The organism is Rubrivivax soli (genome assembly GCF_049810355.1).
In the GTDB taxonomy this organism is placed as follows: Bacteria; Pseudomonadota; Gammaproteobacteria; order Burkholderiales; family Burkholderiaceae_C; genus Rubrivivax.
Window position 1 is genome coordinate 4,374,957 of sequence record NZ_CP187368.1, and the last position, 23,809, is coordinate 4,398,765.

Annotated in this window: 23 protein-coding genes; 14 read left to right on the top strand and 9 right to left on the bottom strand. The window is 72.5% G+C overall.

Going from position 1 to position 23,809, the window contains the following annotated elements:
* Positions 1-40: 40 nt before the first annotated feature.
* The 6 genes from ACPOLB_RS20070 to ACPOLB_RS20095 all read left to right on the top strand — a co-directional run bounded on the left by ACPOLB_RS20070 (position 41) and on the right by ACPOLB_RS20095 (position 5,938).
* On the top strand, positions 41-1,042 hold the full coding sequence (locus ACPOLB_RS20070; protein ID WP_425257803.1) for an ABC transporter substrate-binding protein: 1,002 nt from the start codon (positions 41-43) through the stop codon (positions 1,040-1,042).
* Entirely contained in the window at positions 1,039-1,824 is a 786-nt protein-coding gene (locus ACPOLB_RS20075; RefSeq protein ID WP_425257804.1) for an ABC transporter ATP-binding protein, read from the top strand. Before ACPOLB_RS20070 ends, ACPOLB_RS20075 begins: the two co-directional genes overlap by 4 nt.
* Before the next feature lie 109 nt (positions 1,825-1,933).
* Positions 1,934-2,716 carry an ABC transporter permease gene (locus ACPOLB_RS20080; RefSeq protein ID WP_425257805.1) on the top strand — a complete coding sequence of 261 codons (783 nt, stop codon included), beginning with the start codon at positions 1,934-1,936 and terminating at the stop codon, positions 2,714-2,716.
* Positions 2,709-4,142, top strand: coding sequence for an amidohydrolase family protein (locus tag ACPOLB_RS20085; protein WP_425257807.1), 1,434 nt, complete (start codon positions 2,709-2,711; stop codon positions 4,140-4,142). The genes ACPOLB_RS20080 and ACPOLB_RS20085 overlap by 8 nt, the downstream gene beginning before the upstream one ends.
* On the top strand, positions 4,139-5,602 hold the full coding sequence (locus ACPOLB_RS20090; RefSeq protein ID WP_425257808.1) for an FAD-binding oxidoreductase: 1,464 nt from the start codon (positions 4,139-4,141) through the stop codon (positions 5,600-5,602). The genes ACPOLB_RS20085 and ACPOLB_RS20090 overlap by 4 nt, the downstream gene beginning before the upstream one ends.
* Positions 5,603-5,677: 75 nt before the next feature.
* Positions 5,678-5,938, top strand: coding sequence for a hypothetical protein (locus tag ACPOLB_RS20095; RefSeq protein WP_425257809.1), 261 nt, complete (start codon positions 5,678-5,680; stop codon positions 5,936-5,938).
* Here ACPOLB_RS20095 and ACPOLB_RS20100 read toward each other — a convergent pair.
* The 3 genes from ACPOLB_RS20100 to ACPOLB_RS20110 form a co-directional block, all read right to left on the bottom strand.
* A complete protein-coding gene (locus tag ACPOLB_RS20100; RefSeq protein WP_425257810.1) occupies positions 5,935-7,596 on the bottom strand; it encodes an NAD(P)/FAD-dependent oxidoreductase in 1,662 nt (553 codons plus the stop codon). The two genes, ACPOLB_RS20095 and ACPOLB_RS20100, sit on opposite strands and share 4 nt — an antisense overlap.
* A 61-nt stretch (positions 7,597-7,657) precedes the next feature.
* Positions 7,658-7,825 carry a hypothetical protein gene (locus ACPOLB_RS20105; RefSeq protein WP_425257811.1) on the bottom strand — a complete coding sequence of 56 codons (168 nt, stop codon included), beginning with the start codon at positions 7,823-7,825 and terminating at the stop codon, positions 7,658-7,660.
* Between the two features lie 73 nt (positions 7,826-7,898).
* Positions 7,899-9,362 carry a flavin-containing monooxygenase gene (locus ACPOLB_RS20110; RefSeq protein ID WP_425257812.1) on the bottom strand — a complete coding sequence of 488 codons (1,464 nt, stop codon included), beginning with the start codon at positions 9,360-9,362 and terminating at the stop codon, positions 7,899-7,901.
* A 158-nt stretch (positions 9,363-9,520) separates the two neighbouring features.
* On the opposite strand from ACPOLB_RS20110, the gene ACPOLB_RS20115 reads away from it, so the two are divergent.
* Genes ACPOLB_RS20115 through ACPOLB_RS20125 form a run of 3 tightly spaced genes read left to right on the top strand, consistent with a single transcriptional unit; the run spans position 9,521 to position 11,701 of the window.
* Positions 9,521-10,543, top strand: coding sequence for a Rieske 2Fe-2S domain-containing protein (locus tag ACPOLB_RS20115; protein WP_425257813.1), 1,023 nt, complete (start codon positions 9,521-9,523; stop codon positions 10,541-10,543).
* A 37-nt stretch (positions 10,544-10,580) separates the two neighbouring features.
* Positions 10,581-11,516, top strand: a complete 936-nt coding sequence (gene lpxC / locus ACPOLB_RS20120; protein WP_425257814.1) for a UDP-3-O-acyl-N-acetylglucosamine deacetylase — start codon at positions 10,581-10,583, stop codon at positions 11,514-11,516.
* Positions 11,516-11,701: a hypothetical protein gene (locus ACPOLB_RS20125; protein ID WP_425261952.1), complete on the top strand. Its 186-nt coding sequence runs from the start codon at positions 11,516-11,518 to the stop codon at positions 11,699-11,701. Before lpxC ends, ACPOLB_RS20125 begins: the two co-directional genes overlap by 1 nt.
* A gap of 9 nt (positions 11,702-11,710) precedes the next feature.
* Here ACPOLB_RS20125 and ACPOLB_RS20130 read toward each other — a convergent pair whose 3' ends face one another.
* Positions 11,711-13,915, bottom strand: a complete 2,205-nt coding sequence (locus tag ACPOLB_RS20130; RefSeq protein WP_425257815.1) for an ATP-binding protein — start codon at positions 13,913-13,915, stop codon at positions 11,711-11,713.
* A gap of 62 nt (positions 13,916-13,977) precedes the next feature.
* Here ACPOLB_RS20130 and ACPOLB_RS20135 point away from each other — a divergent pair, with 62 nt between their 5' ends.
* On the top strand, positions 13,978-15,804 hold the full coding sequence (locus ACPOLB_RS20135) for an ExeA family protein (RefSeq protein ID WP_425257816.1): 1,827 nt from the start codon (positions 13,978-13,980) through the stop codon (positions 15,802-15,804).
* Here the strand turns inward: ACPOLB_RS20135 and ACPOLB_RS20140 are convergent.
* Positions 15,779-17,083: a hypothetical protein gene (locus ACPOLB_RS20140; RefSeq protein WP_425257817.1), complete on the bottom strand. Its 1,305-nt coding sequence runs from the start codon at positions 17,081-17,083 to the stop codon at positions 15,779-15,781. The genes ACPOLB_RS20135 and ACPOLB_RS20140 overlap by 26 nt on opposite strands.
* A 108-nt stretch (positions 17,084-17,191) precedes the next feature.
* On the opposite strand from ACPOLB_RS20140, the gene ACPOLB_RS20145 reads away from it, so the two are divergent.
* The 4 genes from ACPOLB_RS20145 to ACPOLB_RS20160 all read left to right on the top strand — a co-directional run bounded on the left by ACPOLB_RS20145 (position 17,192) and on the right by ACPOLB_RS20160 (position 20,862).
* The gene (locus ACPOLB_RS20145) at positions 17,192-18,298 is read left to right on the top strand and encodes an S-(hydroxymethyl)glutathione dehydrogenase/class III alcohol dehydrogenase (protein WP_425257818.1); all 1,107 of its coding nucleotides are present in this window, start codon (positions 17,192-17,194) and stop codon (positions 18,296-18,298) included.
* A complete protein-coding gene (gene fghA / locus ACPOLB_RS20150) occupies positions 18,298-19,140 on the top strand; it encodes an S-formylglutathione hydrolase (RefSeq protein ID WP_425257819.1) in 843 nt (280 codons plus the stop codon). Before ACPOLB_RS20145 ends, fghA begins: the two co-directional genes overlap by 1 nt.
* Positions 19,141-19,520: 380 nt before the next feature.
* Positions 19,521-20,465 carry a DUF6973 domain-containing protein gene (locus ACPOLB_RS20155; protein WP_425257820.1) on the top strand — a complete coding sequence of 315 codons (945 nt, stop codon included), beginning with the start codon at positions 19,521-19,523 and terminating at the stop codon, positions 20,463-20,465.
* A gap of 34 nt (positions 20,466-20,499) precedes the next feature.
* Entirely contained in the window at positions 20,500-20,862 is a 363-nt protein-coding gene (locus ACPOLB_RS20160) for a hypothetical protein (RefSeq protein ID WP_425257821.1), read from the top strand.
* A 58-nt stretch (positions 20,863-20,920) separates the two neighbouring features.
* Here the strand turns inward: ACPOLB_RS20160 and ACPOLB_RS20165 are convergent, their stop codons facing one another.
* The 4 genes from ACPOLB_RS20165 to ACPOLB_RS20180 are packed head-to-tail and all read right to left on the bottom strand — an operon-like array spanning position 20,921 to position 23,800.
* Entirely contained in the window at positions 20,921-21,616 is a 696-nt protein-coding gene (locus tag ACPOLB_RS20165; RefSeq protein WP_425257822.1) for a dienelactone hydrolase family protein, read from the bottom strand.
* 22 nt (positions 21,617-21,638) lie between these two features.
* A complete protein-coding gene (gene ruvC, locus ACPOLB_RS20170; protein WP_425257823.1) occupies positions 21,639-22,187 on the bottom strand; it encodes a crossover junction endodeoxyribonuclease RuvC in 549 nt (182 codons plus the stop codon).
* A 12-nt stretch (positions 22,188-22,199) separates the two neighbouring features.
* Positions 22,200-23,183 (bottom strand): phosphatidate cytidylyltransferase, encoded by a 984-nt coding sequence (locus ACPOLB_RS20175; protein WP_425257825.1) that lies wholly within the window; start codon positions 23,181-23,183, stop codon positions 22,200-22,202.
* Positions 23,180-23,800, bottom strand: coding sequence for a lysophospholipid acyltransferase family protein (locus ACPOLB_RS20180; protein WP_425257826.1), 621 nt, complete (start codon positions 23,798-23,800; stop codon positions 23,180-23,182). Before ACPOLB_RS20180 ends, ACPOLB_RS20175 begins: the two co-directional genes overlap by 4 nt.
* Positions 23,801-23,809: the final 9 nt, after the last annotated feature.

Consider the following 23,809-nt stretch of genomic DNA (forward strand, 5'->3'; position numbering starts at 1 on the left):
GACGTCCCCCAGCTTCCGACAGCACCACCCCGGAGACACCATGCCCCAGCACTGCCTTGTCCGCCCTGCCCACCGCGCGCTGATCGCCGCCGCACTGCTTGCCGGCGCCGCGGCCGCCCAGGCGCAGGAGAAGTTCACCTACATGACCAACTGGTACGCGCAGGCCGAGCACGGCGGCTTCTACCAGGCGCTGGCCACGGGGCTGTACAAGAAGGAGGGCCTGGACGTCACCATCCGCATGGGCGGGCCGCAGGTCAACGGCATGCAGCTGCTCGCCGCCGGGCAGGTGGACTGCTTCATGGGCTACGACGTGCAGACCATGAAGGCGCGCGAGCAGGGCATCAACGCGATGAGCGTCGGCGCGGCCTTCCAGAAGGATCCGCAGGTCATGATCGGCCACCCCGACGTGGTCAAGACCATGGCCGACCTGAAGGGCAAGACCATCCTGATCTCGGCCGACGCGAACACCAACTACTGGCCCTGGATGCGCAACGCCTTCGGGCTGTCCGACGCGCAGGTGCGGCCCTACACCTTCAACATCCAGCCCTTCATCGCCGACAAGAACGTGGTGCAGCAGGGCTACCTGAGCAGCGAGCCCTATGCCATCGAGCAGCAGGCCAAGTTCAAGCCCACGGTGATGCTGCTGTCCGACAACGGCTGGCCCCCGTACTCCACCACCATCGTGTGCATGGAAGACACGATCAAGAAGAAGCCCAAGCAGGTGGCGGCCTTCGTGAAGGCCAGCATGCAGGGCTGGAAGGACTACCTGAAGGGCAACCCGGCCCCGGCGAACGCGCTGATCAAGAAGGACAACCCGAACATGACCGACGACAAGATCGCCAACGGCATCAAGCTGCTGAACTCCAGCGGCATGGTGTTCAGCGGCGACGCGGCGACCATGGGCGTGGGCATCATCACCGACGCGCGCATGCAGAAGACCTACGACATGATGGTCGCGATGAAGCTCATCGACCCGGCCAAGGTGGACGTGAAGAAGACCTACACGACCGAGTTCGTCAAGGACCTGAAGATCCTGCCTTGATCCCCGCTGTCGAAGTCCTGTCGGCCGAGAAGACCTACCCCAACGGCACGCGGGCGCTGATGCCCGTGAACCTGACGGTGCAGGCCGGCGAGTTCGTCACGCTGCTGGGGCCCTCGGGTTGCGGCAAGAGCACGCTGCTGAAGATGGTGGCCGGCCTGCTGCAGCCCAGCGACGGCCGGCTGCTGCTGTGGCGCAAGCCGGTCGAGCAGCTGCAGGCCACCGGCCGGGCCCTGAGCTTCGTGTTCCAGGAAGCCACGCTGATGCCCTGGGCGCGCGTGCAGGCCAACGTGCGGCTGCCGCTGGACCTGGCCGGCATGCCGCGCAGCGAAGCCGACGCGCGCGTCGCCGCGGCACTGCAGCTGGTGGGGCTGGAGAAGTTCGCCGACAACCTGCCGCGCGAGCTGTCGGGCGGCATGCAGATGCGCGTGAGCATCGCGCGCGGCCTGGTGACGCAGCCGACGCTGCTGCTGATGGACGAGCCCTTCGGCGCGCTCGACGAGATCACGCGCAACCGGCTCGACAGCGACCTGCTGGGCCTGTGGGGCGCGCAGCAGCTGACGGTGCTGTTCGTCACGCACAGCATCCACGAGGCCGTGTACCTGAGCAACCGCGTCGTGGTGATGGCGGCGCGACCCGGGCGCGTGGTGGAGGAAGTGGTGATCGACGAGCCCTATCCGCGCGGCCCCGACTTCCGCGTCTCCACCGCCTTCAGCCAGTACGCCAAGCGGCTGCAGGACAGCCTGCTGCGCGCCAGCGGCGGCACCGAGGAGGCGCTGGCGTGAGACACCTGGTGTCAACGGCCGCGCGGCGGGCCGAGCGCCGGGCCGCTCCCAAGCCGGCCCGCATCCCCTCGGGGGATCGTCGGACGTACTCGTCGGACGAGGGGCTGTCATGACACCGCAGATGCAGAAGGTCTTCTACCCGCTGCTGGTGGCGGTGCTGCTGCTGCTGGCCTGGCAGGGGCTGGTGGTGGGCTTCGAGATCCCGCCGTTCCTGGTGCCGTCGCCGCTGCGCGTGGCCGAGACGCTGGTGGTCGACGCGGCGCTGCTGTTCGGCGCGCTGCTGAACACGCTGAAGATCACGCTGTTCTCGTTCATCGCCGCCACCGTGGTCGGCGTGCTGATCGCGTTCGCCTTCGTGCAGAGCCGGCTGGTGGAGACGGCGCTGTTCCCCTACGCCGTGCTGCTGCAGGTGACGCCCATCGTGGCCATCGCGCCGCTGATCATCATCTGGGTCAAGGACCCGACGGCCTCGCTGGTGATCTGCGCCACGCTGGTGGCGCTGTTTCCCATCATCGCCAACACCACGCTCGGCCTGCGCAGCGTGAACCCGGGTCTGATGAGCTACTTCAAGCTCAACCGCGCCACACGGCTGCAGGTGCTGCTGCGGCTGCGCATCCCGTCGGCGCTGCCGTACTTCTTCGGCGGCCTGCGCATCAGCTCGGGGCTGGCGCTGATCGGCGCCGTGGTGGCCGAGTTCGTGGCCGGCACCGGTGGCACCGGCACCGGCCTGGCGTACCAGATCCTGCAGGCCGGCTACCAACTCAACATCCCGCGCATGTTCGCCGCGCTGGCGCTCATCACCGTCACCGGCGTGCTGCTGTTCGCCGCGATGTCGGTGCTGTCGCGCTGGGCGCTGGGCAGCTGGCACGAAAGCGAAACCCACCATGACTGACACCTTGCTGCTGAAGGGCGCCGCCCACCTGTGGACCGGCCGCCGCGACGCCATGCGCGCCGCCGGCGGCACCGACATCCGCGTGCGCGGCGGCGTCATCACCGCCATCGGCACGCTGGCCGCCGAGCCCGGCGAACGTGTGCTCGACGCCAGCGGCTGCGTCGTCTACCCGGGCTGGATCAACACCCACCACCACCTGTTCCAGAGCCTGCTCAAGGGCGTGCCCGCGGGCATCGACCAGGCGCTGCTGCCGTGGCTCGCCTCGGTGCCGGTGCCGTACCGGCGCTTCTTCGATGGCGAGGAGGCGCTGCGCATCGCCGCCCGCGTCGGGCTGGTGGAGCTGGCGCTGTCGGGCTGCAGCACGGTGGCCGACCACCAGTACCACTACTACCCGGGCATGCCTTTCGACGCCTCGGCCGTGGTGTTCGAGGAAGCCGAGAAGCTCGGCCTGCGCTTCGTGCTGTGCCGCGGCGGCCAGACCCAGGCGCGCGCGATGACGGACATGCAGGCGCCGCCGCAGAGCGCGCCCGAGACGCTCGAGGCCTTCCTGGCCGGCGTCGAGCACGACGTGCGGCGCTTCCACGACCCGGGCCCGATGGCGATGCGCCGCGTCGTCAGCGCCATCACCACGCCGAACTGGAGCTGCCGCGAGGACGAACTGAAGCCGCTGGCGCGCGAGGCGCGGCGGCTGGGCATCCGGCTGCACAGCCACCTGTCGGAGACCTACGACTACGTGCGCTGGGCGCGCGAGGTGCACGGCTGCACGCCGATGCAGTTCGTCGAGCGCCACGAGTGGGTCGGCCCCGACGTCTGGTTCGCGCACATGGTGCACCTGGACGACGACGAGCTGCGGCTGTGCGCCGCCACCGGCACCGGCATCGCGCACTGCCCGCAGAGCAATGCCCGGCTGGGCTCGGGCATCGCGCGCATCCCCGAGGCGCTGGCGCTGGGCGTGCCGGTGTCGCTGGCGGTCGACGGCGCTGCCAGCAACGAAGCCGCCGACATGGCCAGCGAGGCGCACATGGCCTGGCTGGTGCACCGCGCCGACCCGCGTGCCGGCCCGCGCGGGCCGCTGCCGGGGGCCGAGCCGCACGCGGCGCAGCCCGGCGGCGGCGCCGGTGCGATGACGGTGGCGGACGTCGTGCACATCGGCACGGCCGGCGGCGCACGCGTGCTGGGGCTCGACGGCGTGGGCACGCTGGCCGTGGGCCAGGCCGCCGACATCGCCGTCTACAGCCTCGACCAGCCGCGCCACTTCGGCCTGCACGACCCCGCGATCGGCCCCGTGGCCGGCGGCGGCCGGCCGACGCTGCGGGCGCTGCTGGTGCAGGGCCGTGTGGTCGTCGAACACGACGCCATCCCGGGGCTGGACCTGGCGCAGCTGCGCGCCGATGCGCAGCGTCTGGTGCGGGGGATGCTGCAATGAGCTTCGACCCCCACCAGGTGCGCGCTGGCACCGCCGCGCTCGTGCAGGCGCTGCCGGCGCTGGAGTGGATCACCGACGCCCGCGTCGAGCGCCTGAGCCAGGACTTCTACTGGTTCAGCCCGGTGCTCAAGCGCGAGCTCGACGGCCTGCGCGCCGACGCCGTGGCGCGGCCGAAGACCGAGGACGAGATCCGCGCCGTCGTCGCCGGCTGCGCGCGTGGCGGCCTGCCGATCACCGTGCGCGGCAGCGGCACCGGCAACTACGGCCAGTGCATGCCGCTGCACGGCGGCGTGGTGCTGGACCTGTCGGCCTACAACCAGCTGCTGTGGCACCGCGGCGGCGTGGCGCGCGCGCAGGCCGGCATCCGCATGATGGAGATGGACCGGCAGACGCAGCAGGGCGTGGAAGGCCCCGATGGTCGCCGCGGCCTGGGCTGGGAACTGCGCTGCGTGCCCAGCACCTTCCGCAGCGCCACGCTGGGCGGCCTGTACGGCGGCGGCTTCGGCGGTGTCGGCAGCATCAACCACGGCCCGCTGGCCAGCACCGGCAACGTGCTGGGCGTGAAGGCCATGAGCATCGAGCCCGAGCCCAAGACCGTGGAACTGCGCGCGCCCGAGGCGCTGCTGCTGCACCACGTCTACGGCACCAACGGCCTCGTGCTCGAGCTCGAAGTGGGCCTGGCGCCGGCGCACCCGTGGCTGGAGGCCATCGTCTGCTTCCCGGGTTTCGATGCCGCGATCGAGTTCGCCGACGCGCTGGCCGGCGCGCCGGGGCTGGTCAAGAAGAGCGTCACGCTGCTGGCGGCCCCCATCCCCGACCTGCTGCTGCAGGCGGTGCCGGTGCTGGCCGGCGCGATGCAGCCCGGCAGCCACGCCGTGTTCGTGCTGGTCGCCGACCACGCCGAGGCCGGCCTGCAGCAGCTGGTGGCGGAGTTCGGCGGCACCGTGACCTACCGCAAGACGCCCGACGAGGTGAAGAAGAGCAACCGCACCATCGTCGAATACACCTGGAACCACACCACGCTGCACGCGATGAAGGTCGACAAGGGCCTGACCTACATCCAGAGCGGCTTCCCCGCCGGCCCGCACGTGGCGCTGGCCAGGCAGCTGCGCGCGCAGCTGGGCGACGAGGTGCTGGTGCACCTGGAGTTCATCCGCACCAAGGAAGGCGCGATGACCTGCTCGGGCCTGCAGTTGGTGCGCTACAGCAGCGACGAACGCTTGAACGCGGTGATGCAGGCCCACCGCGATGCCGGCGTCTACATCGCCAACCCGCACGTCTGGCGCGTGGAAGACGGCAAGCAGGGCGAGGTCAACCCCGACGTGGTGGCGAGCAAGCTGCGCTTCGACCCGCAGGGCCTGCTCAACCCCGGCAAGCTGCGCGGCTGGGAGCAGCGCGACCAGATCATGGCCGACGCCGCGGCGGGCCGCGTGTCGCTGGCCACCTTGCCGAGGTTCTGAGGCCGCAGGGCGTACCATCGCCGGTGCCGAACAAGGGGACACCATGGCACTGGCTTCGACGTTCCGCCCCGCCCCGTGAAGGACCTGCAGGACGCGACCGAGCGCATCTGCGAGCTCAAGGGCAGCCTCGTGGCACTGGATGCACTGGTGGCGGCGCTGCTGCAGCAGCTGCCCGCCGACACCCGCAGTGCGCTGCACAAGGACTTCGCCGTCAGCACCGAGGTCGCCCGCACGGTGCTGCTGCACGCGCTGGTGTCCGACATCACGGTCGACGCCTTCGAGCGCGACGTGGCGCGCATGACGGCGCTGATCGGCAAGGCGCCGCCCAGCGCCTAAGCGGTGGCCTGCACGCCCAGCAGCGCGCGGCCCAGCGACTCGGCGACCTCGATGCCGTCCACGCCCGCGGACATGATGCCGCCGGCATAGCCCGCGCCTTCGCCGGCCGGGTACAGGCCGCGCACGTTCAGGCTCTGGTGGTCGCGGCCGCGCGGGATGCGCAGCGGCGACGAGGTGCGCGTCTCCACGCCGGTCAGCACCGCGTCGGGCATCGAGAAGCCGCGGATCTGTTTCTCGAAGGCCGGCAGCGCCTCGCGGATGGCGTCGAGCACGTAGGTCGGCAGGCTCTCGTTGCCGGGCTGCGCCAGGTCGGTCAGCGTCACGCCGGGCTTGTACGAGGGCTCGACGCCGCCGAGCACGGTCGAGCGCTGGCGGCGCAGGAAGTCGCCCACCAGCTGGCCCGGCGCGCGGTAGCCGCCTGCGCCCAGCTGGTAGGCGCGGCTTTCCCAGAAGCGCTGGAAGACCACGCCGTCCAGCGGGTTCACCGGGCCTTCGCGCAGGCCGTCCTGGCGGTAGTCCTGCGGGTCGATGCCGACCACGATGCCGGCATTGGCGTTGCGTTCGTTGCGCGAGTACTGGCTCATGCCGTTGGTGACGACACGCTCGGTCTCGGACGTCGCCGCCACCACGGTGCCGCCGGGGCACATGCAGAAGCTGTAGACCGCGCGGCCGTTGCCGGCGTGGTGCACCAGCTTGTAGTCGGCCGCGCCCAGGATGGGGTTGCCCGCGTTCGGCCCGAAGCGCGCACGGTCGATCACGCCCTGCGGGTGCTCGATGCGGAAGCCCACCGAGAACGGCTTGGCCTGCAGCGCCACGCCGCGCCGCTGCAGCATCGCGAAGGTGTCGCGCGCGCTGTGGCCGAGCGCCAGCACCACGTGGTCGGCGCGCAATTGCTCGCCGCTGGCCAGCGTGAGCCCGCGCACCTGGCCGTCCTCGATGTGCAGGTCGGTCACGTGCTGCTGGAAGCGGATCTCGCCGCCCAGTGCCGTGATGTCGGCGCGCATCTTCTCGACCATGCCCACCAGCCGGAAGGTGCCGATGTGCGGCTTGGCGACGAACAGGATCTCCTCCGGCGCGCCGGCCTTCACGAACTCGGTCAGCACCTTGCGCGTGAGGTGGCGCGGGTCGCTGATCTGGCTCCAGAGCTTGCCATCGCTGAAGGTGCCTGCGCCGCCTTCGCCGAACTGCACGTTCGACTCCGGGTGCAGCCGCCCCTGGCGCCACAGGCCCCAGGTGTCCTTGGTGCGCTCGCGCACCTCCTTGCCGCGTTCCAGCACGATGGGGCGCAGCCCCATCTGCGCCAGCACCAGCGCCGCGAAGATGCCGCAGGGGCCGAAGCCGATCACCACCGGGCGCGGGCGTTCGGCAGCGAAGAAGTCAGCCGGCGCGTGGCCGACGTAGCGGTAGCGGGTGTCGGGCGCCGGCCGCACATGCGGGTCGCCGGCGTGGCGCGCCAGCACCGCGGCCTCGTCGTCGATGCTGCAGTCGACCGTGTAGACGAGCTGGATCGCCGCCTTCTTGCGCGCGTCCCAGGCGCGGCGGAACACGGTGCAGCTGCGCAGCGCACCGTCGGCAATGCCCAGACGTGACAACACGGCGGGACGCAACGCGTGCTCGCCGTGGTCGAGCGGCAGGCGCAGCTCGGTGATTCTCAGCATGGTGGCAGGGTCCGTGCCCGTGCCGGCAGTGCCCGGGCGCTGCCGGGCACCCGGTGCGGGATCAGCCGCCCTTCTTCGGGCGCTTGCCCGGGTTCTTCTTGCTGCGCGTGTGCACGCCGCGCTCGAGGCTGCGCTTCTGGCCCAGGCGGATGGTGACGGTCACGCCGTTCGGCGCCACGGGGCGGGGGGTGGCGCGGGCATCGGCTTCGGTACGGATCTTGTTGGCCATGGAGGCTCCGGAGAAAACTTGGGGCGAACCCGGGATTAGGCCACAACCGGGCGCGACCCCGCCAGCCGGTGTCTCAGCCGAACTCGAAATCGCCGAAGGATTGCGCGCCCACGGCCCGCACGTACTCGCCCGTGAAGCCCGGAAACAGCGCGATGTTGCGGCCGTTGTCGGCGCGGTACCAGCTGCGGCAGGTGCTCCACACCGAGCCCTGCAGCCGCGCCTGCAGGCCGTCGTTGTAGGCCTGCATCACCGCGGGTCGCACGTCGAGCCAGCGCGCGCCGCGGCGCTGCAGCTCGGCCATCGCGCGCAGCACCCAGGCCACGCCGGGTTCGATGAACAGCAGCGTCGACGTGTGGCCGGTGGCGGTGTTGGGGCCCAGCATCAGGAACAGGTTGGGGAAGCCCGCCACCGTCAGCCCCAGGTGCGCCTGCGGGCCGTCGGCCCAGGCCTCGGACAGCAGACGGCCGCCGCGGCCGGTGATGGGCACGGCCAGCGAGTGCTGCACGTCGAAGCCGGTGGCGCAGACCAGCACGTCCACCGCGTGCGTGCGGCCGTCGGCGGTGACGACGCCGCCCGGTGTGACGCGCGCGATGGCGTTGGTCACCAGCGCCACGTGGGGCCGTGCCAGCGCCGGGTAGAAGTCGTTCGAATAGATCAGCCGCTTGCAGCCCAGCGGGTAGGGCGGGCGCAGCTTCGCGCGCAGGCTCTCGTCGCCGATGGCGCGGCGCAGGTGGGCCTCGGCCGTGCGCAGCATGCCGCGGCGCGCCAGCGTGCCCTCGTCGAAGCCGCGCCGGCCCCATTCGAGCAGGTGGTACCAGAGCCGGCGCACCGTGGCGCTGTAGGGTGGCAGCCGCGCCAGTGCTCGGTCGAGCGCGCTGTAGGGTCGGTCGATGCGCGGCAGCACCCAGTTGGCGGTGCGCTGGAACACCGTCAGGTGGCCGGCCGTTGCCGCGATCGGCGGGATCAGCTGCGACGCGGTCGAGCCGGTGCCGATGACCGCCACGCGCCGCCCCGCCAGCGGCACCTGCGCGTCCCAGCGCGCCGAGTGCAGGCGCTGGCCGCCGAAGCTGTCCAGCCCCGGGATGTCGGGCCAGCGCGGCTGGCTCAGCGGGCCGGTGCTGCAGACGAAGATGCGGGCGTCGAAGCGCTGCGGGCCGGTGGCGCCGGTGGTGTCGATCTGCCATCTGCCGCGGGCTTCGTCGAAGCACGCCGCGGTGACGCGCATGCCGAAGCGCAGGTGCGGCGCCAGCCCGTGGCTGTCGGCGCAGTGCTGCATGTAGGCCTGGATCTCGGGCGCGGCGGCGAAGCGCCGGCTCCAGCGCGGGTTGGGGGCGAAGCTGAACGTGTACAGCGGCGACGGCACGTCCACGTGGGCGCCGGGGTAGCGGTTGTCCCACCAGGTGCCGCCGAGGCCGGGCGACTGCTCGGCCACCACGAAGTCGTGCTGCCCGCTGCGCCGCAGCTGCATCGCCATGCACAGGCCGGACATGCCGGCCCCCAGGATGAAGACGTCGCAGACGGTGGCGTGGTCGGTCATGGCGCGCATTCTGTGGCACGCCACCTGCTACGCTGCGGCCAAGCGTAGAAGCGTTCACCGCGGCAGTGCAGCCGCGGCCGGAAATTGCGCTTGAAGGGCTGCACGCACCGCGCACTGCGGCGTGTGGCAAGGTTCCACTTCAAGCCCGGGAGAGCCCGATGCTCACCACGCGACAACCCGTCTTCCGCAAGTTCTGGCACGCCGTGATGCCGCTGTCGATGCTGGAAGGCGGCCAGCCCCAGCCCTTCACGCTGCTGGGCGAGGCCATCGTGCTCTTCCTCGACGCCCAGGGCCAGCCCGCGGCGCTGAAGGACCGCTGCTGCCACCGCACGGCCAAGCTCAGCAAGGGCCGCTGCGTGGGCGGCGCGCTGGAGTGCGGCTACCACGGCTGGACCTACGACCGCGGCGGCCGCGTGATCCGCATCCCGCAGTACGAGGCCGACCGGCCGATCCCGGCCGACTACTGCACGCCGGCCTACCGCTGCGTCGCGAAGTACGGCTACGCCTGGGTGGCGCTGGAAGAGCCGATCGCACCGATCCCCGAGGTGCCCGAGTTCGACGACCCGGCCTTCCGCACCATCTTTCAGTTCTACGAGCGCTGGGCCACGGCGCCGCTGCGCGCGCTGGAGAACAGCTTCGACAACAGCCACTTCAGCTTCGTGCACCGCGCCACCTTCGGCGTGGCGGCGCAGCCCCGGCCGAGCAAGTACCAGCTGGTGGAGCGGGACGGCGGCTTCCACGCCGAGACCGTGATCGATGCGACCAACCCGCCGGCCTACCACCGCGTCAGCGGCAGCACCGAGCCGATCACGCAGCGCCACATGCGCAACGCCTACTACCTGCCGTTCAGCCGCCGGCTCGACATCGAGTACCCGAGCGGCGTGCGCCACATCATCGTCAACGCCTTCACGCCCATCGACGACGGCCACATCCAGCTCTGCCAGTGGCTGTTCCGCAACGACACCGAGGCCGACTGCCCGGCGCAGCTGCTGATCGACTTCGACCACGTGATCACGCGCGAGGACAAGGACATCCTCGAGTCCACCGACCCCGACGCGCTGGTCGACACGCGCCGGCGCGGCGTGGAGTTCTCGATGGACTCCGACCGGCCGGGCATGCTGATCCGCAAGCAGCTGATGGAATTGCTGCATCGCCACGATGAAGAGGAAGTGCACCGCTGACGCCCGGGTGCACGGCGTTTGCCCGACAATGCCCGGCATGATCCAGCAACGCACGATCAAGGCGCTGACGCGCTCGGTGGGCGTCGGGGTGCACAGCGGCCAGAAGGTCGAGCTGACGCTGCGGCCGGCGCCACCGGACACCGGCATCGTCTTCCGCCGCATCGACCTGCCGGCGCCGGTGGACATCCCGGTCACGCCCGAGAACGTCACCGACACGCGCATGGCCACCACCATCACGCCGCCCGGCGACCCCGGCGGCCCGAAGGTGCAGACCATCGAGCACCTGCTGTCGGCCTGCGCCGGGCTCGGGCTGGACAACCTCTACATCGACATCACGGCCGAGGAAGTGCCCATCCTCGACGGCAGTGCGGCCAGCTTCGTGTTCCTGCTGCAGAGCGCCGGCATCGAGCTGCAGAAGGCGCCCAAGCGCTTCCTGCGCGTGAAGAAGGTCGTGGAGCTGCGCGAAGGCGAGGGCGCGTCGCTCAAGTGGGCACGGCTGGAGCCGTACCACGGCTACAAGCTCAGCTTCGAGATCGACTTCAACCACCCTGCGCTCGACGCCACCGGCCAGCGGGTGGAGTTCGACTTCGGCAGCGGCCAGTACAAGCGCGACATCGCGCGTGCACGCACCTTCGGCTTCACGAAGGACGTCGAGATGATGCGCAGCCGCGGCCTGGGCCTGGGCGGCAGCATGGACAACGTGATCGTCGTCGACGACTACCGCGTGCTCAACGCCGACGGCCTGCGCTACGACGACGAGTTCGTGAAGCACAAGATCCTCGACGCCATCGGCGACATGCAGGTCGCCGGCAAGCCGCTGCTGGCCGCCTACACCGCGTTCAAGGGCGGCCACGCGCTGAACAACCGGCTGCTGCGCAAGTTGCTGGCCGACGAGAGCGCCTTCGACGTCGTCACCTTCGAACGCGAGGCCGACGCGCCGCGCGGCTTCGCCGAACTGGCCCCGGCCTGGTGATGCTGGTCTTCCGGCTCGTCTTCGGCCTGCTGCTGCTGAGCGGGCTGCTGTGCTTCGCGATGTACATCGGCACCAACCAGCCTGTGTGGCGGAGGCGCGGTCTGGTGATCGTGAAGTGGACGGTGCTGGCGGCGTTCGGCTTCTTCGCGGTGCTGATCCTGGAGCGGCTCGCGCTGATGCTGTAGCGCCGCGCTTCAGCGCGGCGCCAGCAGGCTCCGCACCAGCGGCGCCAGTTCCTCCAGCGTGTGCTGCTTCTGCAGCAGGTGGCGCACGCCCGCCGCCGCTGCGTCGCTGCGCAGCGTGTCGGTGATGTAGCCCGAGCTGATGACGATGGGCAGCTGCGGCCGCAGCGCCGCCGCCTCGCGCGCCAGCTCCAGCCCGGTGCGGCCGGGCATGTTGTGGTCGGTGATCAGCAGGTCCACGCCGTGCGGGTCGGTGCGCAGCACCGCGAGCGCGGCATCGGCACTGCGGCAGCTGCGCACGCGGTAGCCGGCCTGCGCCAGCAGGCGATCGACCATCAGCACGATGATCTCGTCGTCGTCCACGTACAGCACGCGCTGGCCGTGCCCGGCCGGTGGGGCCGGGTCGGCATCGTCGGCGCTGCCCGCGGCCGACGTGGGGGCGGCCAAGCTGGTTGCCGTCTCCGGGGTGGCGTCGGGCTCGACGGCGGGAAACCACAGGTGCACCGTGGTGCCCGCGCCCGGCATGCTGTCGACGTGGATGCGCCCGCCGTGCGCGACGACGATGCCGTGCACCACCGGCAGGCCCAGACCGGTGCCTTCACCGACCGGGCGCGTCGTGAAGAAGGGCTCGAAGATGCGCGCCAGCGTGTGCGCCGGCATGCCGACGCCGTCGTCCTGCACCCACAGGTGCAGCTGGCGACCGGACGGCTCGGGCGCGGGGCCTGGCGCGTGCCCCGGCACGTGGGGCGGTATGTCGGCCGGCTCGACCGCCTCCAGCCCCAGCGTGATGTGGCCGCCGCGGCCCGCCAGCGCATGGCGCGCGTTGGTGCACAGGTTCGTCAGCACCTGCTGCATCTGCGCCGCGTCGACGCGCGCGTGCAGCGGCTCGGGCGGGCAGCGGCACTCCAGCGTCGTGCCGGGGGGCAGCGTGGGCTGCAGCAGCGCGGCAGTCTCCTCCAGCAGCGGCTGCAGCGGCTGTGCCACCAGCGCGTGGCTGTGGCGGCGGCCGAAGGCCATGATCTGCTGCACCAGGTCGCGCGCGCGGGCGCCGGCGCGGCTGATCTGCTCCAGGCTGCGCCGCGCCGGATGCTGCGGCGGCAGGTCGTCGCGCGCCAGCGCGGCGTTGCCCAGGATCGCCGCGACGATGTTGTTGAAGTCGTGCGCGATGCCGCCGGCCAGCGTGCCCAGCGACTCGATGCGCTGCGCCTCGCGCAGCTGCGCCTCCAGCCGTCGGCGCTGTCCGTCGCTGCGCTGCAGCCGCCAGGCCAGTGCCGCCAGCACCAGCAGCAGCAGCGCCCACACCAGCGCCGTCAGCGCGGCCTGCCGCTTCCACGGCGCGAGCACGTCGTCGTGGCTCAGCGCCACCGTCAGGAAGAACGGGTAGCCCTCCACCACCACCGTGCCCGAGATGCGGCGCACGCCGTCGGTGAACGCGGTGTATTCGTTCACCGCCTCCTTCAGCCCCGAGCGCACCGCGACCAGGATGACCTGGTCCGGCGGCATCGGCCGGTTGATCTCGCTCTCGATCTCGGGCCAGCGCAGCATCAGCCGGCCGTCTTCGCTGCGCCGCAGGAAGACGACGCCGCTGCGCCCGACATCGAGCTTGGCGAACTGCTGGCGGAAGAAGCCCAGGTCCAGCGGTGCCAGCACGGTGCCGCGGAAGCGGCCGGCGGTGTCGCGGATGGGCCGCGAGATCACCACCACCGGCCGCCGCGTGATGCGGCCCTGCAGCACTTCGCTGAACTGCAGGCCCGCGGCCGGGTCCTCGAGATAGCGGCGGAAGAAGGCGCGGTCGGCGTAGTTGGCGGTGGGCGTGGCGGCGGCGTTGCTGACGTACAGCTGCTGGCCGCTGGCGTCGGTGATGCGCAGCGCGATGACTTCGTCGAAGGCGCGCCGCGCGGCATCGAGCTCGGCGTTCAGCGCGGCACCGTGCAGGTCCGCGCCGCCGGGTTCCAGGGCGTCCAGCGGCACCGAGGTGGCCAGCATCTGCAGCACGGCGTCGGCGCGTCGGAAGGTGGCGTCCAGCCGCACTTCCAGCGTGCGTGCGTAGTTCAGCGCCGTCACCTGCGCCGCGCGCAGCGCATCGGCGCGGGCGGACCACAGCAGGGTGGCGATCAGCAGCGTGGCGCCCAGCGCGACCGCCAGCAGCAGCGCCAGGGCACCGCGGCGCGGCACCCGCAGGGGTGCCGTCGGCGTGCTCGTGCCGGTTGTCTCCATCGTGGTACCCCGGGCCGCCTGCCATTGGCCTGCGTGGTGGCCCCGGGTATCCTCCCCCGCCTATGTACGAGTCCTTCTTCGGCTTGCACCAGGCGCCGTTCTCGATCGCGCCCGATCCCAGCTTTCTCTACATGAGCGCCAAGCACCAGGAGGCCCTGGATCTGCTCAATGTCGGGATGGTAAGGGGTGCGAGTTTCGTGCTCCTGACGGGCGAGATCGGCGCCGGCAAGACCACCGTGTGGCGCCGCTTCCTCGAAGACCTGCCCGGCCACTTCGACGTCGCCAACGTCGTCAACCCGCGGCTCGACGTCGGGGCCCTGCTCGAACGGGTGTGCGAGGACCTGCACGTGCCGCTGCCCGAGGGCACGCGGGCGCTGGACCTGATCGACGCACTGCACGGCCACCTGCTGCTGGCCCATGCCCAGGGGCGGCGCACGCTGATCGTCATCGACGAGGCCCAGGCGCTGAGCCTGGACGTGCTGGAGCAGCTGCGCCTGCTGACCAACCTGGACAGCAGCGGCCGCAAGCTGCAGGTGATGCTGATCGGGCAGCCCGAGCTGCGGCAGATCCTGGAGCGGCCCGAGCTGGAGCCGCTGGCGCAGCGCGTGGTGGCGCGCTACCACCTGCCGGCGCTGAGCGAGGCCGAGACCGCGGGCTACATCCAGCACCGGCTGCGCGTGGCCGGGCTGCAGGGGGCGCTGCCGTTCGACGGCGAGTCGATCGGCATGATCCACCGCCTGTGCCGCGGCGTGCCGCGGCGCATCAACACCGTGTGCGACCGCGCCCTGGCGGCGGCGGCCGCCGCCGGCACGCGGCGCATCGACCGCCGCCTGGTCGAGCAGGCCGCCGCCGAGGTATACGGACCCGGTGCGGCGGGCGGCCGTGCCGCACCGGCGGGAGACGGTCGGAACGGCGGCACGAACGACGGCGGGGGCGGTGCCCGCGTGCCGGCCGGCGCGCTGCTGGCCGTGGCGGGCGTGGCGCTGGCCGCGGGCGTGTGGCTGGCGCCGCAGTTCGGCGCCGGCCCCGCGGCCGTGGAGACCACGCCCGCCCCGGCGGCGGCTGCCGCTGCCGCACCGCCGGTGCCGCCGGCCGCCGAGGCGCTTGCCGGCGCACAGGCAGTGGCACCTGCCGTCGCACCTGCCGTCCCACTTGCCGTCGCACCTGCCGTCGCACCTGCCGTCGCACCAGTGCCCGCTGCCGCCGCGGTGCCAGCCCCGGCGGCGGTGCCCGGTGCTGCCGCACCCGTGTCCACCGATGCCTTGTTCTCCGCCGCCACGGCCGACGAGGCCACCGCCTGGCGCGCGCTGGCCGGACTGTGGGGCACGGTGCTCGGCGCGGGCGACCCCTGCGCCGCCGCGGCGCTGCAGTCGCTGCACTGCCTGCGCAGCGCCGCCGGGCTGGCCGGCCTGCGCCAGAGCGACCGGCCCGGCTGGCTGCGCCTGCAGGACGCGCGCGGCCGTGTCGCCCACGTGCTGCTGGTCGGCCTGGCCGACGACCGCGCCGTGCTCAACGCCGGCGGCGCCGACGTGGAACTGCCGCTGCTGCAGCTGGCACGGCTGTGGCGCGGCGAGTTCGCCACCTACTGGCGCGCACCGGCCGGCTACGTGGACGGCGCGCACGCCGCCAACGCGGTGGTGCTGCGCGGCTGGCTGCTGCAGCGGCTGGCGCTGCTGGACGGACAGGGCCTGGTCGCCGACGACACGGCGCTGCGCACGCGCGTGCAGGCCTTCCAGCGCGCCCAGGGGCTCGCTGCAGACGGCGTGGCCGGGCCGCTGACGCTGATGCAGCTGGCCGCGCTGGCGCCCGACCCCGGCGGCGCGGCCGACCCGCGCCTGTCGCGCCCCGCGGCGGCCACGGTCGTCACCAGCGGCAGCCGTCCTTCCTGAGCGCGTCCACCGCCAGCGGCACCACGGCCGCCAAGCCGCCGCCGGCGTAGGCCTTGCGGCAGTCCTCGCGCACCGACTTCGCGATGTCCTCGGCGAGCTTGTCCTTCACGTCGGGCGGCACCGGCAGCGCGTTGACCACGCCGCGCCGGCCGAGCGTCGAGATCTCGCCGCCGCGCGGGCGCACGTAGTCCAGGTTCAGCCGCGGCTGGCTGGCGGCCGCCGCGGGCGGCGTGGCGACGTCCCGACCCACCGCCGCGCCGGCATCGGGGGCGCCGAGCGCCGGGCGCTGGGGCAGCGCCTGCCGCGTGGTGCCGGCGGCCGGCACCGGTGGGGCCATCGGCACGCCGGTGGGCGACGGCGCCAGCGGCACGGCCTGCGGCACCGCTGGCGACGGGGGGGAGGCGGGGTCGGGCGCAGGGGCGGGCGTGGGCACGGGGGCAGGGGCGGGGGCGGGCGGTGCCGCAGGCGCCGCTGCGGGCAGCTCGCGCAGCACCGGCGCCTGCGGCGGCGCGGCCGCTGGCGGGGCCGGGGCCAGGGGCTGCGGCGACTGCAGCGGGGGTGCCGCAACCGCCGGCCCGGTGGCCGGCAACGGGGCCAGCGTGCGGGTGGCGGGTGCGGACAGCGGCGCCAGCGCGGGCAGCGCCGGCGCTGGCGTCACAGGTGCGGCCGGCGCCGGCATGGGCGGGGCCACGGCCGTCAGCGGGGCCAGCGGCTGCAGCGGCTGGGCCGCCGGTTGCAGCGCGCCCAGCGCGTCCGGGGCGGCCGGCGTGGGCTCGGCCGGCGCAGCGGGCGCGGGGCTGGGTGCCGGCGTGGGTTCCGGAGCGGGAGCAGGCGCGGGAGCGGGAGCGGGAGCAGGCGTGGCCGCTGCCGGGGCGGCGACGGCCGCGGGCGCCGGCGGATCGACCTCGGCCGCCGTCCGCGCCGGGTTCCAGCGGCCCAGGCGTGCGGCGCCCGGCTGCTCGGCCGGCACGGGAGCGCTGCTGTCGCGCACCGCGCCGCCCCAGCGCTGGGTGGCGGCCGCGCCTGGCGGACCGGTCACCACGTCGGGCGGCGGCGCCGTCTCGGGCCCCGGCGGGCCGGTGCCGGCCAGCCGCACGTTGATGGCGCCCCACACGCTTCGGCCCAGCTGCGCCGTGCCGCCGGGCGCGCTGCCGAACACCGCCACCGCCAGCAGGTGCAGCAGTGCCGCGAGCACCAGGCAGTCGGCCAGTGCCGGCAGGCGCCGCGGCGCCCGCAGCGCGGCGGCGGGGCGGAGGTCGAGCGCGTGCGGGGAAGCCATGGCGGCCGCAAGCATCGCACCTCTGGCCCGCTTCGGCACACATGGCCGTGGACCGGCAGCGCAGCGCGCCCCTGGTGTATGGTTCCGCGCCGCAACAAGGAGCCCCGCATGAAGACCCGCGCCGCCGTCGCCTGGAAGGCCAACGCCCCGCTCACCGTCGAGACCGTGGACCTGCAGGGCCCCAAGGCCGGCGAGGTGCTGGTGGAGATCAAGGCCACCGGCATCTGCCACACCGACTACTACACGCTGTCGGGCGCCGACAGCGAAGGCGTGTTCCCCAGCATCCTGGGCCACGAGGGCGCGGGCATCGTCGTCGACGTCGGCGCCGGCGTCACGAGCCTGAAGCCCGGCGACCACGTGATCCCGCTGTACACGCCCGAATGCCGCCAGTGCAAGAGCTGCCTGAGCCGCAAGACCAACCTGTGCACCGCGATCCGCGCCACGCAGGGCAAGGGCCTGATGCCCGACCAGACCAGCCGCTTCTCCATCGACGGCATGCCGGTCTTCCACTACATGGGCACCAGCACGTTCGCCAACCACATCGTCGTGCCCGAGATCGCGCTGGCGAAGATCCGCAGCGACGCTCCCTTCGACACCGTCTGCTACATCGGCTGCGGCGTCACCACCGGCGTCGGTGCGGTGCTGTTCACGGCCGAGGTGGAAGCCGGCGCCAACGTCGTCGTGTTCGGCCTCGGCGGCATCGGGCTGAACGTGATCCAGGGCGCGAAGATGGTGGGCGCCGACAAGATCATCGGCGTCGACATCAACCCGGCGCGCGAGCAGATGGCGCGCCAGTTCGGCATGACGCACTTCGTGAACCCGAAGGAGCACGAGAACCTGGTCGACACGCTGGTGCAGCTCACCGGCGGCGGCGCCGACTACAGCTTCGAGTGCATCGGCAACACGACCACGATGCGCCAGGCGCTGGAGTGCACGCACCGCGGCTGGGGCAAGAGCGTGATCATCGGCGTGGCCGAAAGCGGCAAGGAGATCAGCACGCGGCCGTTCCAGCTGGTCACCGGCCGCGTCTGGATGGGCAGCGCCTTCGGCGGCGCGCGGGGCCGCACCGACGTGCCGAAGATCGTCGACTGGTACATGGACGGCAAGATCAAGATCGACGACCTGATCACGCACCGCCTGAAGCTCGACGACATCAACGACGGCTTCGAGCTGATGAAGCGCGGCGAGTCGATCCGCTCGGTGGTGCTGTTCTGATGGCCGTGCAGACGCTGTCCGAGCACCGCTGCTTCGGCGGCGTGCAGGGCTTCTACCGGCACGACAGCGCCAGCATCGGGCTGCCGATGCAGTTCGCGGTGTACCGCCCGCCCGTGGGCACGCCGGTGCGCGGCACGGTGGTGTATCTCGCCGGGCTGACCTGCACCGAGGAGACCTTCCCGATCAAGGCCGGCGCGCAGCGCCTGGCGTCCGAGCTCGGCCTGCTGCTGGTGGCGCCCGACACCAGCCCGCGCCAGACCGGCATCGAAGGCGAAGCCGCCGAGTGGGACTTCGGCACCGGCGCCGGCTTCTACCTCGACGCGACGCAGCCGCCGTGGTCGGCGCACTTCCGCATGGAGAGCTACATCACCGGCGAGCTGCGCGACCTGGTGGTGGCGCAGTTCGGTGCCGACCCGCTGCGCATCGGCCTCTTCGGCCATTCGATGGGCGGCCACGGTGCGCTCACGCTGGCGCTGCGCCACCCCGGCATGTTCCGTTCGCTGTCGGCCTTCGCGCCGATCGCGGCACCGAGCCGCTGCCCGTGGGGCGAGAAGGCCTTCGGCCGCTACCTCGGGCCCGACCGCAGCGCCTGGGCCGCGCACGACGCCAGCGCGTTGATGGCCGCGGCGCGCACGCCGTACCCGCAGGGCATCCTGGTCGACCAGGGGCTGGCCGACAAGTTCCTGGCCGAGCAGCTGCACCCCGAGGCCTTCGAAGCCGCGTGCGCGCAGGCGGGCCAGCCGCTGACGTTGCGCCGGCACGCCGGCCACGACCACGGCTACTACTTCATCGCCAGCCTGATCGACGACCATCTGCGCTGGCACGCCGATCGCCTGGCGTAGGGGCAGCGCGGCTTCGGGCCACGGCCACGCGGAACACGCGGACCCGATCGGCCGGCCTCGCCGCCTGCTGCTGCAGGCTCTCGGCGGCGGCGCTCTCGTCCACCGGTGCCGCGTTCCGCCGCGTCGCCTGGTCGCGTGGCGCCATGGCGCCATGGCGCCGTGCGCGACCGCCCGGGCGGGCTCGGATCCCCTGCGCAACGACGACAAGGGCCGGCACCCCGCCACGACGGCGCGATGCAGATGTCGTGACCGTCGCTTGCGTGTTGTTTCCTGGGTGGGTGGTTGCAGGATGGGGTGCGCCCCAGCTCGGGCGCGCACGACTGCCGCCGGCCCGGCCGGTCGCGCTACGGTGCAGTCCTTGTCCTTCGGGAGTGCCCGCCATGACCACCATTTCGATGCATGCCGCCAGCGCCGGCACCGCTTCCACCGCGCGTGCGCTGCAGGACGGCAGCACGCTGCCTGACGACAGCAGCGCCGCCGCCGCGCCGCAGCCCGCGGCCACCGGCTTGTGGGACACCGCGCTGCAGGGCCTGCGCACGCTGCGCGAGATGGCCACCGCGCTGCCCACGCAGCTGGCGCAGGCGGTGCAGCAGATGACCGCGCAGGCGCCGCGCCGCCCCGACCTGGCCGATGTGCAGCGCACCTACCAGACCGCCGACGACACCACCGCCATGTGGGAGCCGAAGGCCTTCGGCGCCGACTGGCTGCCGCTGGGCTGGGTGCGCGGCGACCGGCGCGAGCTGACCACCACCGAGGGCCAGCTGCTCGACAACCTCACGCGCGACCGCGGGTTGCTCGGGCTGCAGCGTTTCGAGGCGATCGCCGACCAGGCGTTCGCCACCGCCGACAGCCGCGTGCCGCGCCCCGGCACGCTGCCGCCGGCCGTGGAAGCGCAGATCGCGCAACTGCCGCCCGACGAACAGGCGATGGCACGCCGCGCCTGGCCCGCCAACGATGGCCACAACGACGCCTTCCGCCATGCCTACTGGAACGCGCTGCTGGCGAAGAACTTCGGCGCCGAATGGACGCAGCAGTTCGCCACCGCGCACGAGGGTCTGCCCGGCAACGGTGCCGTGCGCGAGGCCATGGACCTCTACAACAACGCCATCGGCCGCCAGATCGCCGAGGCGAACCCCGGGGCCAGCGACGCCGAGCTCGCCACGCTGGTGCAGGCCGCGCTGGACCGTGGCGACCTCGTCGTCGTCGGCGCCGACGGCCAACTGGCCTGGAGCGACCGCGTGGTGCCGGGCCAGCACGGCATGGCCGACCCGACGGCCGGCGTCGGCGGCGCGCCGGTGCCCGCCGGCGACGCCTCGGCGCAGTGAGCCCGTGCGCCAGTCCCGGTGCTAGAGTGCCCCGATGCGACAAGGCAGGCTGGGCTGGACCCTCGTGGCACTGCTGGCTGCGTTGCCGGCCACGGGTTGTGGAGACGCGGTGACGGACACGGGTGAATTCGACCGCCAGCGCTGGGCGGCCGGGCACGGTCAGTACGACGCGCCCAATCCGCGCGCAGGCATGGTCGCGGCGCTGCGCGAGCGCCACCTGCGCGTGGGCATGCCGCGCGCCGACGTGCGTGCGCTGCTGGGCATCCCCGATGCCAGCGCGCCGCAGCGCGACACCTGGTTCCTGGGCCGCAGCGGCGTCGGTCCCAGCATCGAGACCTGGGTGGTCGAGTACGGGCCCGACGGGCAGGTGCTGCACTTCGGGCTGGCACGCAGCTGAGCCCCCGGTGCCGCCCGCGGCGGAAGGCGCGGGCGCGACCGGCCATGGGGCCGGTCCGCTAGAACAGCTGCTCGGCCAGGAAGGTGAGCGCACGTCCCTGCGCCAGCGCGGCGCTGGGGGCGTGGTACGAGGCGCGTGCCCAGCAGTTGAAGCCGTGGTGCGCGCCGGGGTACAGGTGCACCTCGGCGGCCTTGCCGGCCATCGCCTCGCGCACGCTGTCCACCGCGCTCAGAGGGATGTTGTCGTCGTGCTCGGCGTAGTGGAACTGCACCGGGCAGCGGATGGCCGCAGCGCGCTCGAGCTGGCCGTGGATGCCGCCGCCGTAGAACGGCACGGCCGCCGCGATGTCGGTGGTGGCTGCCGCCAGGTAGGCCAGGCGCCCGCCCATGCAGTAGCCGAAGGCGCCGACCTGGCCGCGCAGCTCGGGCCGTGCGCGCAGCGTGGCCACGCTGGCGGCGATGTCGGCCAGCGCGTCGGGGCCGGCGTAGGACTTCATCAGGCCGAGCGCGCGCTGGAAATCGTCGCCGCCGTAGCCCAGCTCGACACGCGGCGCCTGGCGCCAGAAGACGTCGGGTGCCAGCACCACGAAGCCGCTCAGCGCGTACTGCTCGGCCACCGCGCGGATGTGCGCGTTGACGCCGAAGATCTCCTGGAACAGCACCAGCCCCGGGCCGTGGCCCGCGGGCGGCAGTGCCAGGTAGCCGGCGAAGCCCGGCGCGATGTCGATCCACTGGGTCTGGACGGGGGCGGTCATGCAGGTGCTCTCCAAGAAGGGGTCAGAGGGTGCGGCCCTTGCGGTACTGCGCATGCTGGCGCCGCCGCAAGGTGGTGGATTGTTCCAGCACGGCGAACGACGCGCCGGCATGCGCGTGGCTGATCGCCAGCCCCAGCGCGTCGGCGGCGTCCTTGCCCGGCAGGCCGGGCAGCTTCAGCAGGCGCTTGACCATCTCCTGCACCTGGCTCTTGTTGGCCAGGCCGTGGCCGACGACGGCCTTCTTCATCTGCAGCGCCGTGTATTCCGCCACCGGCAGCCCCGACGACACCAGCGCCGCCAGCGCGGCGCCGCGTGCCTGCCCCAGCAGCAGCGTGCTCTGCGGGTTGACGTTGACGAAGACGATCTCCACCGCGCTGCGGTCGGGGCGGTAGGTCTGCACGACCTCGCACACGCCGTCGAAGATGATCTTCAGCCGCCCAGGCAGGTCGCCGCGCGCCAGCTCGGTGGTGCTGATGGTGCCGCTGGCCACGTAGGCCAGGCGCTGGCCCTCGGCCTCGATGAGGCCGAAGCCCGTGCGCTGCAGGCCGGGGTCGATGCCGAGGATGCGCATGCGGCCGGCCCGTCAGGCCTTCACCTGGAAGTACCAGCGCACCGAGTGGAAGAACACCGGCGCCGCAAAGCACAGCGGCGCCACGCGGTCGAGCAGGCCCACGGCGCCGGTGACCGAACTCTGGTTGCCCCACCAGCGCACGCCGGCGTCCTTCTTCAGCGCCTTCATCACGAACTCGCCGAAGGTGCCGGCGCCGGCGGCGATGAAGCCCATCGCCAGCGCCTGCGGCGCCTTGAACGGCGTGATCCAGTACAGCAGCGCACCCACCAGGCCGGCCGTGACCGCGCCGATGGCCCAGGCGCGGTAGCTGAACGAACGGTCGATCTGGCGCGCCACCGGGCGCCGGCGCAGGCGGCGGCTGGCGGCTTCCTGCGCCATCTGCGCCACCGTCGCGACGACGACGAGGAAGAAGACGAGGAACGCGCCGCGCCCTTCGTAGCCCGGGAACTGCAGCAGCAGCAGTGCCGGCGCGTGGCTCAGGCCGTAGACGCAGACCATGATGCCCCACTGGATCTTGGCATTGCGCTCCAGGAAGCGTTCGGGGTCGCCGGCCAGCGCGCTGATCACCGGGATGGCCAGGAACACGTACACCGGAATGAAGACGCTGAAGAGGTCGAAGCTGCGCGCGCCGACCAGCAGGTACTGCAGCGGCAGCACGATGAAGAAGGCCAGGATCAGGCTGCGGTGGTCGCTGCGCCGCGTGTGCGCCAGCGTGATGAACTCGCGCAGCGCCAGGAACGAGATCACCGCAAAGGCCAGCGTGGCGCCCACCGGGCCCGAGATCCAGGCCAGCCAGAACACCATCGCGCCGACCCACACCGCGCGCAGCTCGCGCTTGAGGCGCACGGCGCGGTCGCTGTCCTCGGCGTCGCCGGCCTGTGCCCAGCGCAGCACCAGGAAGATCGCCGCGGCCGTGGCCAGCAGCAGCAGCCCGAACAGCAGCACGAACAGCAGCGCCACCTGCTGGTCCACCGAGAGCGCGCGCAACTGGCTCACACCACCACCGGCCGCAGTTCCAGCACGGCCTGGCGCGCGCGCGCCAGGAAGTCGCGCTTGTCCTCGCCCGGCTGCAGCTGCAGCGGCGCGCCGAAGGTCACGGTGCACAGGATGGGCACCGGCACCACCTCGCCCTTGGGCATGACGCGCTGCACGTTGTCGATCCAGGCCGGGATCAGCTGCACGCCCGGGAACTGCTCGGCCAGGTGGTACAGCCCGCTCTTGAAGGGCCTGGGCTCGGCGGCGTTGCTGCGCGTGCCTTCGGGAAAGATCACCAGCGAATCGCCGTGGCCCAGCGCCTCGACCAGCGGCTCCAGCGGGTCCTGGTCGTCGGTGCGCTGGCGGCTCACGTAGACGGCGTGGAAGACCTCGGTGGTCAGCCACTGCTTGAAGCGCGACGAGGTCCAGTAGTCGCGCGCGGCGATCGGCCGCGTGCTGGCGCGCAGGTCGCGCGGCAGTGCCGCCCAGATCAGCACCCAGTCGAGGTGGCTCTGGTGGTTGGCGAAGTAGATGCGCTGCTCGGCCTTGGGCGGACAGCCCTTCCAATGGCCCTGCGCACCCGTGATGAAGCGGGCGATCAGGGTCAGCAACAGGCCCATGGCCTCGGCAAGCGACATGGGCCGGGA